Source organism: Perlucidibaca aquatica, assembly GCF_001676655.1.
Classification (GTDB): domain Bacteria; phylum Pseudomonadota; class Gammaproteobacteria; order Pseudomonadales; family Moraxellaceae; genus Perlucidibaca; species Perlucidibaca aquatica.
In genome coordinates this window covers 348878-363390 of the sequence record NZ_LZDB01000002.1, presented here as the reverse complement: position 1 = coordinate 363390, position 14513 = coordinate 348878, and the positions used below count along the sequence as shown (strand labels likewise).

8 protein-coding genes are annotated in these 14513 nt (G+C 59.2%); 4 read left to right on the top strand and 4 right to left on the bottom strand.

Going from position 1 to position 14513, the window contains the following annotated elements; translation table 11 throughout:
• Positions 1 to 58: 58 nt before the first annotated feature.
• From A8710_RS05325 to A8710_RS05310, 4 genes are read left to right on the top strand one after another with little or no spacing between them, the layout of a single operon-like run.
• The gene (locus A8710_RS05325) at positions 59 to 379 is read left to right on the top strand and encodes a 2Fe-2S iron-sulfur cluster-binding protein (RefSeq protein ID WP_068858457.1); all 321 of its coding nucleotides are present in this window, start codon (positions 59 to 61) and stop codon (positions 377 to 379) included.
• A 31-nt stretch (positions 380 to 410) separates the two neighbouring features.
• Positions 411 to 1799: a cytochrome P450 gene (locus A8710_RS05320; protein ID WP_068858456.1), complete on the top strand. Its 1389-nt coding sequence runs from the start codon at positions 411 to 413 to the stop codon at positions 1797 to 1799.
• Entirely contained in the window at positions 1796 to 2701 is a 906-nt protein-coding gene (locus A8710_RS05315; RefSeq protein ID WP_068858455.1) for a fatty acid desaturase family protein, read from the top strand. Before A8710_RS05320 ends, A8710_RS05315 begins: the two co-directional genes overlap by 4 nt.
• Positions 2698 to 3891 (top strand): NAD(P)/FAD-dependent oxidoreductase, encoded by a 1194-nt coding sequence (locus tag A8710_RS05310; protein ID WP_068858454.1) that lies wholly within the window; start codon positions 2698 to 2700, stop codon positions 3889 to 3891. Before A8710_RS05315 ends, A8710_RS05310 begins: the two co-directional genes overlap by 4 nt.
• On the opposite strand, the gene A8710_RS05305 is transcribed toward A8710_RS05310, so the two are convergent.
• From A8710_RS05305 to recC, 4 genes are all read right to left on the bottom strand, one after another.
• On the bottom strand, positions 3860 to 4867 hold the full coding sequence (locus A8710_RS05305; RefSeq protein ID WP_068858453.1) for a 3-oxoacyl-ACP synthase III family protein: 1008 nt from the start codon (positions 4865 to 4867) through the stop codon (positions 3860 to 3862). The two genes, A8710_RS05310 and A8710_RS05305, sit on opposite strands and share 32 nt — an antisense overlap.
• A 126-nt stretch (positions 4868 to 4993) precedes the next feature.
• Positions 4994 to 7102 carry an exodeoxyribonuclease V subunit alpha gene (gene recD, locus A8710_RS05300; protein ID WP_094078673.1) on the bottom strand — a complete coding sequence of 703 codons (2109 nt, stop codon included), beginning with the start codon at positions 7100 to 7102 and terminating at the stop codon, positions 4994 to 4996.
• Positions 7099 to 10860, bottom strand: coding sequence for an exodeoxyribonuclease V subunit beta (gene recB / locus A8710_RS05295; RefSeq protein ID WP_068858451.1), 3762 nt, complete (start codon positions 10858 to 10860; stop codon positions 7099 to 7101). The genes recD and recB overlap by 4 nt, the downstream gene beginning before the upstream one ends.
• Positions 10857 to 14453 (bottom strand): exodeoxyribonuclease V subunit gamma, encoded by a 3597-nt coding sequence (gene recC / locus A8710_RS05290; RefSeq protein WP_319822945.1) that lies wholly within the window; start codon positions 14451 to 14453, stop codon positions 10857 to 10859. The genes recB and recC overlap by 4 nt, the downstream gene beginning before the upstream one ends.
• Between the last annotated feature and the right edge of the window lie 60 nt (positions 14454 to 14513).

Genomic DNA, 14513 nt, shown 5'->3' with positions numbered 1-14513 from the left:
CCGAAACTCAGGCGCAAGATCTAAACCACAAAACGTTTAGGTACTTAGGGAGTCAGGTATGGGTAGCATCTTTTTTATTTCGCATGACGGCGAATCACATGAAGCCGCACTCGCGGATGGCCAGTCGCTGATGCACATTGCCACACGCAACGGCGTACCCGGCATCGATGGCGACTGTGGCGGCGTATGCGCTTGCGGCACCTGCCATGTCATCGTTGATGGCGGATGGACTCACGCGATCCAACCCATCAATAGTGAAGAAGCTCAGATGCTGAGCATGACTCCCGAACGGCAAGCGAATTCTCGCTTGGCCTGCCAAATCAAAGTCAGCTCGGCCATGGATGGTTTCACGGTCCATCTGCCCGAATTCCAAATGTGACCCTTATCACCGTTCTCACTCAGGTAAACACATGAAAGCCATCGATCAGATCATCCAGAAAGCACAAGCCACTATTCCCATTGATTTGCAGATTCGGGGAGCGCACTTGTACCAAAAGGTTAAGCGCGCTGCGCTGCCCAGTGCGCGATCACCCGTGTTTATCGAGCGCAAAATTCCAGACGTCGCCGATGTGGCGCTGGCCGAGATTGACGTTAGTAACCCCTTCCTGTTCCGCCAAGGTCAGTGGCAGTCATACTTCCAACGGCTGCGCGACGAAGCCCCGGTACACTATCAACCGCACAGTCCCTTTGGGCCTTTCTGGTCGGTTACCCGCTACGAAGACATTCTGGCCGTCGACAAGGACCATGAGCGCTTTTCAGCCGAGCCTTTCATCGTGCTCGGCGATGCGCCTGAGGGCTTGAGCGTCGAAATGTTCATTGCCATGGACCCGCCCAAGCACGACATTCAGCGTCAAGCCGTGCAAGGCGTAGTCGCCCCCAAAAACCTCAAAGAAATGGAAGGCCTGATTCGTCAGCGCGTTCAAGAAGTGCTGGATCATCTGCCGGTGGATCAACCCTTCGATTGGGTTGAGCGCGTCTCGGTGGAGTTGACTGCGCGCATGTTGGCCACCCTGCTCGACTTCCCCTACGAGCAGCGCCATAAGCTGGTGTACTGGTCAGACTTAGCGGCGGCTAGCCCCGAAACCACGGGCGGTTCAGCCAAGATGGACGAGACCTTCCTCGGCGTGGCAGACATGGCTCGCCATTTCACCGCACTTTGGCATGACAAGGCTGCACGAACGGCTGCTGGTGAAGCCCCCGGCTATGACCTCATCAGCCTCCTGCAAATGCACGATAGCACCAAGGATTTGGTCTCTCGCCCGATGGAATTCCTCGGTAACCTCGCCTTGCTCATCGTGGGCGGCAACGACACAACGCGCAACTCCATGACCGGTGGTGTCTTAGCGTTAAACCGTTACCCAGATCAATTTGCCAAGCTCAAGGCAGACCCCAAGCTGATCCCCAACATGGTGTCCGAGATCATCCGCTGGCAAACGCCCTTGGCTTACATGCGCCGTGTAGCCAAACACGACACCATGCTCAACGGCCAGTTCATCCGCAAAGGCGATAAAGTCGTCATGTGGTACGTCTCCGGCAACCGAGATGAGCGCCAATTCGAACACGCCAATGACTTCATCATTGACCGTGAGAACGCTCGTAACCACATGTCATTCGGTTTTGGCGTGCACCGTTGCATGGGCAATCGCCTCGCCGAATTGCAGCTGCGTATCCTATGGGAAGAGCTGCTGACCCGCTTCGAAGACATCCGCGTGCTGTCAGAGCCGGAAATTGTGCAATCCAACTTTGTAAGAGGCTACGCGAAGATGATGGTAGAACTGACTCGGAAGCAGGCGACATGAGTAGCCAGAACTTAGCGCTACTGAATCGGCAGGCCATCACCGCGGCAAAACGCTACATGGGTCGTCCAGCGTGGGGAACGGTGGCTCTCACGGGGGCCGTAGCCATCGCGTACATCGTCACGCTAACGCTGGCGACACAAGGCTCGCTGCCGCTGCTGCCGGCTTTCCTGCTATTGGCTATTTTTACCTACTTTTCCTATACCCCACTGCACGAGGCAGCCCATGGCAATATCCATGGCGAGCGCGCGTCGTTAGCATGGCTTAACGACCTGTGTGGGTATGTCTCAGCACAAATGATGCTCTTGCCCTACGTCACGCACCGAGTGGAACACTTCGCGCACCATCGCTATACCAATCAACCCGATCGTGATCCCGACCACCTCATTAACGGCATGTCCGCTGGGTTGTGGGGCTTTATAAAATCAGCCCTAGCGTTCATTTGGTCACAGTGGACTTATCTGTTCCACGGCTATTGGTCCACGGCACCGCGTCGAGAAAAGCTCACGTTTATTCTGGAGTTCACCGTGGCACTTGGCTGGCGCTTTGCGCTCCTGACTTGGCTACCCCTGCAAACCGGCTTGATACTCATCGTCGCTGCCTGGTTCACTGGCGGCTTGTTCACGGCCTATTGGTTTGCCTACCGCCCGCATCATCCTTATGCAGAAACGACACGCTACCGGAACACGAGCAGTCTGATTATGCCCACGTGGATGCGTCCATTGGAGTGGTTCTGGTTAGGCCAAAATCTACATTCCATTCACCATGCTTTTCCGCGCGTCCCGTTTTACCGCTATCACGCGTTGTTCCGCGAAGTGGAGCCGGTGCTTCGCGCCCACGGTGGGCCGGTGATTGGTGTGTTTAGCCGCCAACCTGTAGCAGCGAATCGTGAGGTTAAATCGTGAGCCAAGGCCGGATAATTGTGGTGGGGTCCAGTCATGCAGGTGCTCAACTTTGCGCCAGCCTGCGTCAGGAGGGCTGGAGTGAAGACATCGTGCTGATTGGCGATGAGCCTGAGCCGCCCTACCACCACCCCCCCCTGTCCAAAACCTTTCTGACGGGCCATGCCACCTTAGATGACCTGCTCATTCGCGCCCCTGATTTTTACACCAAACAAGGCATCACCTTGCAGACTGGCCGCGTCACCGCCATTCACCGTGAGGCCCACCGCATCACGATGGCGAACGGTAGCACGCTGGCCTACAGCAAACTGGCGCTCTGCTTAGGCGCTCGCCCTCGCCGGCTAACCCTACCGGGAATTGACCTGCCCGGCGTTCATTTACTGCGCACCCTGGCTGACATCAACGCGATTCGTGCCGACCTGAGCGTAACGCGCCACGCGGTCATCCTAGGGGCCGGTTACATCGGTTTAGAAACGGCCGCGTCACTGCGTAAGCTCGGCATTGCGGTGACCGTACTCGAGGCCGCCGAGCGGGTCTTAGCGCGTGTGACAGCCCCTGTTGTGTCCGAGTTTTATGCCCGTGTGCATCGCGAAGAAGGCGTGACACTTCGAACCCAATGCAGTGTTTCTGCAATTCTGGGTGCGCAACGCGTCGAGGGGGTTGCATTAACCTCTGGCGAAATTATTGCGGCTGACTTGGTGATCGTGGGTATTGGCGTCATTCCCAATAGTGAACTCGCAGCTGACGCTGGATTGGCCGTGGATAATGGCATTGTGATCAATGCGCATGCGGTCAGCAGCGATCCTGACATTGTTGCCGCGGGCGACTGCGCCAGCTTCACCTGCCCTCGGTATGGCCGGCAGATGCGGCTAGAGTCCGTGCCCAATGCCGCCGAACACGCCAAGGTGGCAGCGGCCACCCTCTGCGGCAAAACCAAGCAAATTAGCGCGTTGCCATGGTTCTGGTCAGATCAATACGATCTCAAGCTTCAAATTGCTGGCTTAAACACGGGCTACGATGCAGTCGAAGTCATCGGCGATCCGACCACCGGGCGGAGCTTCACCTGCCTGTATTTCCGCGAAAGTCGCTTAATTGCGGCGGATTGCATCAACAGCCCACAAGAGTTTATGCGCCGTAAAATGGCGCTAACCGAGAGCCTACTTACCAGCGCATCAGCACCGAACCCCAGGTAAAGCCGGAACCGAAGGCCACGAGGCAAACCAAGTCGCCTTTTTTGACCTTGCCCAAATCGCGAGCTTCCGACAGACATAGTGGGATGGTAGCCGCCGTGGTATTTCCATACTTCTGAATATTGTTGTGAACGCGGGTGGCATCAATACCCAGTTGCTTGGCGACCATCTCATTGATGCGCAAATTGGCTTGATGCGGAATGAGCATGTCAATGTCGGCCACCGTCATGCCTTGCGCTTCTAGCACTTCCTGAATCACTTCAGGCATACGCTTAACCGCATTTTTAAAGACCTTTTGGCCTTCCATGTTGGGGAAGATGCGACCTTCATCAATATCGTCGTGCGTGACGTATTGCTCACGACCTGCCGCCATACCCGGGTACTGCATGGCAAGGCACTCGGCATCGCTGCCATCGGAGTGCACACGGCTAATCAAAATACCGCTATCGGGATCATCACTGATACCGACAATGGCGGCACCGGCCGCATCGCCAAAGAGCACACTGACCGTGCGGCCACGCGTCGTCTTATCGAGTCCACGGGAGTGCACTTCACCGCCAATCACCAACACATGTTTATACTGGCCGGCGCGAATAAACACATCGGCCATTTGCAAGCCGTAGATAAAACCCGAGCATTGCTGACGAATGTCAAAAGCCGGCACGTGACCGATACCCAACTCACGCTGAACGAGAACGCCACAACCCGGGAAGAAATAATCCGGCGATAACGTGGCGTAAATGATGCAATCAATCTCACTCGCGTCCATCTGGGCATCGGCCAACGCCGCCCGCGCCGCTTTAACGCCCATGGTGTAGTTGCCGTCTTCGGGCTCAACCCAATGACGCTCCTCAATACCCGAGCGCTCAACAATCCATTCGTGACTGGTTTCCATCACCCCAGACAGGTCGTGATTGGTGACCGTGCGAGCCGGCACAAACGTGCCCAAGCCTAAAATACGTGCGCGTGGTGTACTCATGAAAATTCCCTTAACGCTAACTCATCTGCATGCCATAGCTGCTGGTTCAACTATTGTAACGCGCTAAAACGAATTCTCGTCTGACGCAGATCGGAAAATCGAGATTCAACGGGCCATCCAGCGGATTCAAGTACCCACTAATCGGTCTAACGCCTGACGTAACCCACTCGCACGTTGCACCCGCTGTGTCATCGCCATTTCCCATATACCGTCACTGCTGGTCAACAAGGTAAACACCTTCTGCGCGCGGGTGATACCGGTGTAAATCCATTCTCGGGTCAACACCGGACTGCGCTGCGGCGGCAGCAACAGCGCGGTGTGCTCGAACTCCGAACCTTGAGCTTTATGTACTGTCATGGCGAAGACCGTGACCGCTTCGTCGAGTCGGCTCGGTAACACCCAGTGCAACGAGGCAGACTCTCCCTCACCCCCACCCTGCCGAGGAAATACCACGCGTAATCGATCCGGCTGATCCGGATCATCGGAGGGCACGTGCAGGGCAATGCCAATATCGCCATTCATTAAGCCCAGCGCGTAATCATTGCGCGTCATCATCACCGGGCGGCCTTCATACCAAGCCGTGGCTGCCGTTAACAATCCTTCGCGCTGCAATGCCTGTGCGATGCGCAGATTGAGCATGTCAACGCCCGCAGGACCAGCATGCACCGCGCACAGTAAGCGGAATCGATCAAAGGCCAGGAGTACCGCCTGCGCCCACAGATTCAGGGCCTGCTCCGCCGCTTGAGCGGATAGCCCGTGCAGTGCGGGACGTTGCGTCTGCAAGACGTGCAGATAGGCGCGATAGCCCACAGCAGCTCGCGACGCATCGCCCTCCAGCAACCACTGCGTGAGCGCGGTCTCAGTCAGTGCTAAGGCCTGAACGTCGGGCTGCTGGCTCGCTAACACAGCTTTCGCGGCGACCACATCGCCTCGATTCACCGCTTGCGCGAGGCGACCAATTCCGCTGTCGGGTCCGAATCGTCGAGATTGTCGCAACATCACCGTGTGCTGAGCCAGCGGCTGCGTTAGGACTGAGCCGGGCATTAAACCCGCGTGACTGGCCTCCTGATTAAACGCTTGACCGGTGACCGCACTGAGCCAGCTTAACGTCGCGGGATCGTAATAGCCCTGTTCCGCGTGCAAGCAAAGCTCACCGAGCACGGCCCCCGCCTCTACTGACGCGAGCTGATCCTTGTCACCGAGCAAAATGAGTCGTGCCGAAGACGGCAAGGCGGCGAGTACGCTGTCCATGAGGTCGAGATCAATCATCGAAGCTTCGTCGATAACCAAGACATCCAAAGCCAGTCGATTGCCCGCGTGATGCCGAAAATGTCGTGTATCCGGCAAGCTGCCCAGCAAACGATGCAGCGTGCTGACTTGGCTAGGAATAGCCTCGCGAACGGCAGAGGACACTGCTAAGGCAGCACGCTGACGCCCGATGGATTCGGTCAGTCGTGCCGCCGCCTTACCGGTAGGAGCAGCAAGCTTAATACGCAAGGGCGCACCGAGCTGCAACGCCTGTGTTTGCAAGAGGGCCAACAAACGCACCACCGTGGTAGTTTTGCCGGTGCCGGGGCCGCCGGTAATGATACTGAATCGACGGCGAGCCGCGATGGCGCAGGCGGCACGTTGCCAATCGGGTGCAGCCGCGGGCACTGCGACGTCGCTCACCGTAAAGAGCGTTTGCAGACCTTGGCGCAAATCTGTATCGGAGGCGTTTAGCAGAGCTGCATCCATCGCCTGATCCTGAGACTGCATACGCACATGAATCGCTGCCGCAACGCGCTGTTCGCTATCAAAATAGCGACGCAGATAAAGCCTTGCTTCATCCAACAACAAAATGCTGGAGTATCGCGCCAGCGGCTCAGCCAGACTCGGCAATGAAGTCAGTAAATATTGCTGTAAATCGTGTGTGCCTAGGCTTTGGGCGAGCAGCTGCTGTGGCAAATACGCTTGATGGTCTACCGTCAGACGTGTGCGCTCGGGTGGTATAGCCAACGTCGCGGAGGCGTCGCGCAGTAAAGCCGTCAGGTCGAGACAGACATGGCCTCGACCGACTTGGTGACTGGCCAGCGCCGTTAGTAGCAAGACCGATGCTGGCGAGTTCGGTTGCTGTCGCATCTGCCAGTGCACTAAGGCGCGATCCACACTGCGCAACCAGCCCCAACTGACCCAATGATCTAACGTGGTCAGCAAAGCATCCACAGAGAGGCTAGCGGCGTTGAATAAGCTCATGCCTGGCCTCCTTGAAATAAGGTATCCATAGCCTCAATCACCGCGCGTGAAGGCTTATGACTAAAGACGCCGCTGGCTGGGCCGTCAATTCCGCGCAGGAAAAAGTACACCACGCCGCCGATATCACGATCGTAGTCATAGCCGGGTAGGCGCACGCGTAACTGTCGATGCAGCGCGAGCACATAGCACAGGTATTGCAGGTCATAGCGATGCTTGGCCATGGCTTCGGCGATCGCCTCTGGGTGGTAGTCGCCAGCCGTGCCACCCAGCGCGTTGGATTTGTAATCGAGTACGTAATAGCGATCCGCGTGCACGAACACGAGGTCGATAAAGCCCTTGAATAAGCCATTCAGCAAGCCCGGTTGTGCGGCGGCTTTTGCATAGCCAGGCAAGGTCTCTGCCTGTGCGAGCGCATCGAGATCGGTGATTTCAACACCCTGTGCCGGCAGCAGAAACTCCAGCTCGGCCTTCCAGTCTTCCGCATCGGCCAATGCCGTCTGAGTACCGTCCGGCAGTGGCAGCGGATGCGTCAGGCAACGCAAAATCCAGCGCTGCACCACGCGGGCTTGCTCGCTGATGCCGGCACTGGCGCAACGTGCCTCAATCACATCATTCAGTGCGGATGGATCGCGCACAACCGAGGCAAAACCCTGCTCGGCCGCAACCTCAAATAGGCCGTGGAGGAAGTCGCCCCAGCGGGCACCGCGCGGGAACTGCTGAATGGCTTGGTCGCCTTCCGCTATTTCTGCCAGAGCAGTGGGTCCGGACATCACCCACGCTGGGCTCAGCGGTTCGTCATCAAGTTGCTGCTGCTCGCGCGCGGATTGCGGCGCGGCATCATCGTGTCGCGTCTGCGCTGCAACGAGAGAGGTAGCTGCCTGCGGCTGATAGCGAATAGCGCTGTAGGACGCAATCCACCACGGCTGCTCTTGCCGACGCGCGAGCGGCCGCACGGCCAGCGTTTGTGTGTCGGGCACGGGAGCGCTGAAAAGGGTGTCTACGGCGTCTGGCGCCGGCAGTATTTGCATGCCCGTGGCAGGTGCCAAGCTTGCAGACGCAGCCAAGTTCACCGCCAGCTGATCGGCCCAGCTCGCCGGGTCCACCAGTGGTGTCTTGCCCCAAAGCAGCACACCAATGGCCGACTCCTGCAAGTACGACGCCTTGCCATGACCCCGATGCGCCAGCCCCAGCCAACAGGCATGCTGCGCACGCGTCAGCGCGACATAGAGCAGGCGCATGTCTTCGCGCAGACGCTGAGCTTCAGCCTCCTCTCGCATGCGGACATCGGGATTCAGCTCGGCGCGACGGCGCTCACCGTCATGCCAGAACATCACGGGTTTCTTTGTGCTGCTGGCATCCTTGAAGCCACAAATAAACGGCAAGAACACCAGCGGATATTCCAGGCCTTTGGACTTGTGGATGGTGATGACCTTGACCAGCCCTTCGTCGCTTTCTAAGCGCAGCGTGTCTTCGCCCTCGGAGCGGTTTTCGCTGGCGATGTGTTCGCGCAGCCAGCGGATCAGCGCCTGCTCGCCATCCAGTTCGCGGCTGGCCTGTTGCAGTAGATCGGCCAGATGTAGCCAGTTGGTGAGACGGCGCTCGCCATCCACCGCCACCTGCCAGCGCGCCGGCAGGTCGTAGTCAAAGAGCACGCGACGCAGCAGCGGCAATACGCCGCGCTCGCGCCAGCAGCGCTGGTAATCGGCAAAACGCAGGCAGGCGGCTTCGCGGGCGCGGTCATCGCGCTGCAAGGTATCGAGCGTGGTCAGCGACTGTGCCAGGCTGGCACTGGCCAATGCCGTGCGGATCAGCGTCTCGTTTTCTGGAGCTGCGCAGGCCATGAGCAGACGCAGCACATCCGGTGCTTCTGCGCTGTCAAACAGCGAGTCGCGATCCGACAAATAGACACTGCGCACACCGCGTGCAGCTAGTGCCGTGCGAATCGCTGAAGCTTCAGTGAAGTCGCGCACCAGCACCGCCAAGTCGGCGGCGGTGACGGCGGTCAGATCGCCATCCGCCGCACGGAAGCCGGCGCGGCCCTGCTGACCGAGGTTGAGCAGGCGCACCATTTCGCTGGCACAGCGCGTGGCCATTTCCTGAATGTAGGCGGTTTTGCTCAACATGCTTTCGCTGGACATGCTTTCGCCAGACAAGGTCCACAGTGTCAACGCGGGCGCAGGTGCATCCAGCACCGTCCATTGCCGTGACAGGCGGTTGGCTTGCACCGGCACAAAGGGCATGGGATTTTCAGCCGCCTGCTTATAGCCAAAGGCGCCGGCAAAAGTTGGCTCTCCTTCACGCGCCTCGGCCTGCTCGAACAGCGCGTTGACCGATGCAACCAGCGCGCCGCTGGAGCGGAAATTGGTGTTCAGCGCCGACAAGCGTCCGGCGGTGTCCTGACGCGCCTTCAGGTAGGCATTGATGTCCGCACCACGAAAACTGTAGATGGCCTGCTTAGGGTCGCCGATCAGGAAAATGCCACGCTCGCGATGGTTGGCGGCAAGCTCGTAGAGGGCATCGAAGAGACGGTATTGCAGCGGGTCGGTGTCCTGGAACTCATCAATGAGCGCGACCGGAAACTGCTGACGAATCAGTGCACGTAGGGTATCGCCGCGCTCGCCTTGCAGGGCAGCATCAAGGCGTGTGAGCAGGTCATCGAAACCCAGTAAGGCGCGTGCTTGCTTGGCGGCGGTGAAGCGTTGACTGACGGATTGCGCGGCGTGATGCCAGGCGGCATCGATGGGTTTGGGTAAGGCCGCGACTTGCTCGGGCAGATCGGCCAGAGCCTGCAAGACCGAGTCCTGGCTGAGGCTGTCGGGCATGGGGGTCTTAGCATTTAGCGCCTCGTGCAAATACGGCAGCGACAGCTTGGCTAAGTTTTCCGGCTTGTCAAAAATGGTTGCAGTCGGTGATGCAGCCCAGTCGCGCAAGGTTTTCAGACGCGAAGTCAGATACTTCTGACTGAGCTTGTTGCCGAGGAACTGACCGGCATCAATCGCGGCAGACAATACCGCCTCGATATGATCTGCCCTCTCCAGCCACGGCGCTTTCAACGCCTGCCACTGCGCCAGCGCCTTCTGCAGTGCATCCTGCAAGCTGCCCGCTGGCACAGCATCGCTGCTGGCAAAAAGCTGGCGCAGGGTTGGCAGCATGGCATCCGGCGATTGCCAGGCCGATTCGATCAGCGCCAGCGCATCCTGCGACAAGGGATAAGCCTCGGCGCGCCAATAGTCGCGCACCGCTTCGGTCTGCAATTCGCTGAGGTCGGGCTCCAGCACCTCGGTGAACAGGCTGCCACTGTCGAAGGCATGCTCGCGCAGCATGCGCTGGCACCAGCCGTGGATGGTGGCGATGGCGGCATCGTCCATGCTCTGCGCAGCGAGGTCGAGCTGACGTGCCAGTGCGGCATGGTGCTCGGCAGGATAGTCATCGAGCAGGCCTTGCAGGAAGTCATCTGGCTTGCTCGGCAGCTCGCCGCGAAACGCGCGGGCGCTCTCGACCAGCCGTCGGCGGATACGGTCGCGCAGCTCCTGCGTGGCGGCCTCGGTAAAGGTCACCACGAGTATCTCGGAGGGCAGCAAGGCGCGACTGAAGGCGGTGTTGTCAGGGCCGTGGCCGAGCACGAGGCGCACATACAGCGCCGCGATAGTGTAGGTCTTGCCGGTGCCCGCGCTGGCTTCGATCAGGCGCGAGCCATGCAAGGGAAAGCGAAGTGCCAAAGGCGGCAAGCGCGGTTGCGTCTCTAGGGCGCGGGTCATGCGTCATCCCCTTGGTCTTCGGCCGAAATAGCGGTGAGTGCACCGGACTGCAGTGCCGTTAGCATCGGCTGATAAAGCACGCTGGCCCAGTGTGCGAAATCACCGCTCTGCCAGAGCGTGTCGAAATCGGGAAACTGCCGTGACAGGCTAGGCCGCCGGTCTTTTTCGCCATCCATTTTGAAGACGCCGTGGTAGGTTTCAGCGGCCTTGGTGTAGGCCACCGCTTCACCTTTTTCATCCCGCAAAGCCAAGAACGTCAGGGCGGTATTGACGGCAATCGGCAGCGGTCGCTGGGTGTGTAAGGCCCAGGCCTGCAGCCAGGCAGTCAGTGTGCTGATGGCTTCGTCGCGAGCACGCGGCTGCCAGGTCAGTGTGACATCGCGGGCCACCACGACCACCTGCACCGGCTCTGGCTGCAAGGCCGCGAGCGAAGCCAGCACCCAGCTGTTGAGCAGCTTGTCGAATCTGAGCCTGCTCAGATTCAGCCCATCCTTGCCATTCAGTTTCGCTGTGCCCTTGTTGCAGAAACGGCTGGCATTGAGGCTGATCAGTGCCAGCCCGGCATCACCACGATAGAGCGACGGCAAGCGTAAGGGCTCACTGGCAGAGGCCCACTCAGCCAAGCTCACACTCAGCCCCCCCGCCACGGCCTGCGGCCACTGCGCCTGCACGTGCAACCAGCGTTGCAACTGATTCAGGGCATCCGCTTGCAAAGCGGTTTGCCAACGCGTTCCGAACCCTGCCAACGGCAAGCGGCCCTCACCCTGCAGGCGCTGCGTGGTCTCGGCCAGTGCTGCCGGCAAAGCGGCCAACGCATCCGTTAAGGGCTGATGCTCAACGCTCAAGCGCGCACCATCCAGCACCTGCTGCAAGGCGGCATAGTGATTGAGCCCCCGCAGATCGAAAGGTTCATGGTCTTCCAGTGTCTGCTCTTCACGATCGAGCTGAACCTTGAGGCGCGTCTTAAAGAACTGCCCGACGGGGTCATTGAGCAAACGCTGCAAGCCCTCGACGGTGATCGGCAGCGCAGGTTCCATGGCCGGTAACAACTCAATCGATGGCTCGTCTAGCTTCTGCTGATGCTGCGCCAGCCATTCGCCGGCATAGCTGAAAACGCCGCTGCCCGGTGTGAAATAGCGAGGGCTAAACGGCTGCAGCGGATGCACCGTGGTTAGCGCCGCTAGCAAATCGCCGCCACCCGCTAGCGTCCAGCCTTGAGCAATATGCTCACGTAACTGGCCGACCAAAACCGACGGGGCGCGTTCGCTGTTGTCGCGCACATGGCGGCCAATCCAGCTGATGTAAAGCTGCTCACGCGCCGACAACAACGCTTCCAGCATAAGATAGCGATCATCCTCGCGACGCGAGCGATCACCAGGGCGGTAGTCGCTGGCCATCAAATCAAAATCCAGTGGCGGCTGCCGGCGGGGGTAATCGGCTTCGTTCATGCCGAGCAAACAGACCACACGGAATGGGATGGCGCGCATGGGCATGAGCGTGCAAAAGTTGATGGAACCGGCGAGAAAGCGCTGTTGCAAACCACCGGCATCGAGACCCGCTAACCAGGCTTCGCGCACCAGCACCAAGGGCAATGCCTCGACCACCCCGGCCTGTTGGCAATGCCCCTGCCAAGACGCCAATGCCGTTTGTAGCTGCCCCAGCAAGGCGGTATCGGCCGCGATTTGATCCGCATTGCCGGAGCGCGCTTCGGTACTGAAAAAACGCGCCATCAGCTGCTGCAGTCGGGCCTGCCACTGCGCTGGCGTCGCTGGCTGCTGTAGCTCATTTAGGGTGATTGATAACGCCGCTAAGAGGTCGCTCAACGGGCCCAACAAAGCGGCGGACAAGCCCGCTGCTTCATCGCAGGGGATTAGCGTTGCGCCGTCTGATGTGGTCAATGGCCTATCGCCAACGGCATAGCCCAGAAGCAATCGGTCTAAACCAAACTGCCACGTATTCGCATCCCATTGCGCCGACATGCCCTGCGTAGCGCGCTGCGCGCCATCAATACCCCAGCGAATGCCCGCTTGGCTGATCCAGCGTCGTAACAAGGGCAAGTCGCTCAGCGCTAAGCCAAAACGCAGGCGCAGCGCTGGCACATCGAGCAGATCCATGATTTCAGTGGCAGTAATGCGTTGCTCAGGCAACGCCAACAAATACTCCAGCGCAATGAGCAGGGGTTGCACGCCACGTTGCCGCTGATCGGCAAGCGCAAACGGAAGATGGCGCGGATGACCCCGCTCGAACTGCCCAAACACCGCCTGCACCAACGCGGCATAGGTATTCACATCGGGCACCATGACGATGACATCGCGCGGACGCAGCGTGGGGTCAGCGGCAAAACGGGCCAGTAGCTGGTCGTGCAGAATTTCCACCTCGCGGCGGGCGCTATGGGCGATATGACAGCGCAGCGAGACATCTTGTGTGGCTTTTACCGCCGGCCAGAGATCCCGCGTTTCGGCTAGCGGCCTTAAATTCAGCACATCATCTTGAAGCTGTCCGAGCAGCGTCTGCGTGACCGGCTCGGTAAAAAAGTCGTGACGATTCTCTTGAAAAGCGGCCAACAACGGCGAGATAAATTTATTCGCCTCGGTGTTATCGAGCAGGCTCAGAAAATCGCGACCTTGGCGTCCCCAGGCCGCCAGCAATGGATGCGCATGCTGATGCCAATCCTCCGCACTTAACCCGGTTGCGGGCATGCCCGGCTTTTGTGCTTGGCGTCGGTAAGCTTGGCGCAGCAGGTCGCGATCCTCAACGATATCGCCCCAGTAATACTGGCAAGGATTTAGTACCGCGAGAATCACTTGGCACCAAGGCGCAATCGCGGCGAGTACTTCCAAGGCCTGAGCGGGCAATGCCGACAGCCCAAAAATCACCACTCGGCGCGGCAAAGCTGACGGTCGCTCTCTCCGCTGGCTCACGGCCTGCAAAAACTGCGGATGCACCAGTGCGCGGCTACCGGCAGTAGCCAAGCCGTCAGCGCGCAAGTCATTCAACAAGGCTCGCCACAACGCCGCTTGCCAGCGCTGATGCGGGGGCAAGGCTTGCGTTCCGCCCCGACTGAGCCGGACTTGGTCTTCGCCTTGCGCCCAATCGTTGAGCCAATCGGCACGATAGACCTGATACTGGTCGTACAAATCGGCCAATCGTTCCGCAAGCTGATAGCGTCGGCGGCCCAAGGCGTCATCGCTTAGGTAGCGCGCCAACGGAGCAAAATCGGGCTGTGTTAATACCTGCGGCAGCAGGCGCAGCAATCGCCAGGTTAGTGGTTGCTTGTCTAGCGGCGACTCGGTTGGAATAGCGTCGGCACCGAGCACCGCACGGTAGACCTGCCAGAGAAAGCGCGCCGGCAACTGCACATCCACCGCCGCTGCGATACCGCAGCCGCCCCCAATCTGAGTGCCATCAGCAGCAAACTCGGGGTCAGCGGCCAGCGCCATGCGCAGCCATTGGGCGATGCCGTTGCTCTGCACAACCATCACATCCGACTCCAGCGGTCGCAGCGGATGACTGGCTACCCACGACGTCACCAACTGACGTAAGTGCTCCAGCTGATTGCCATGCAGCACCAATAATCCTGGGGCAATGTCCACTGCCTGCCTCATAAGCATCCCTTATTCTTCGAAAGTCACCACTAACCCGAAAGATAGCGT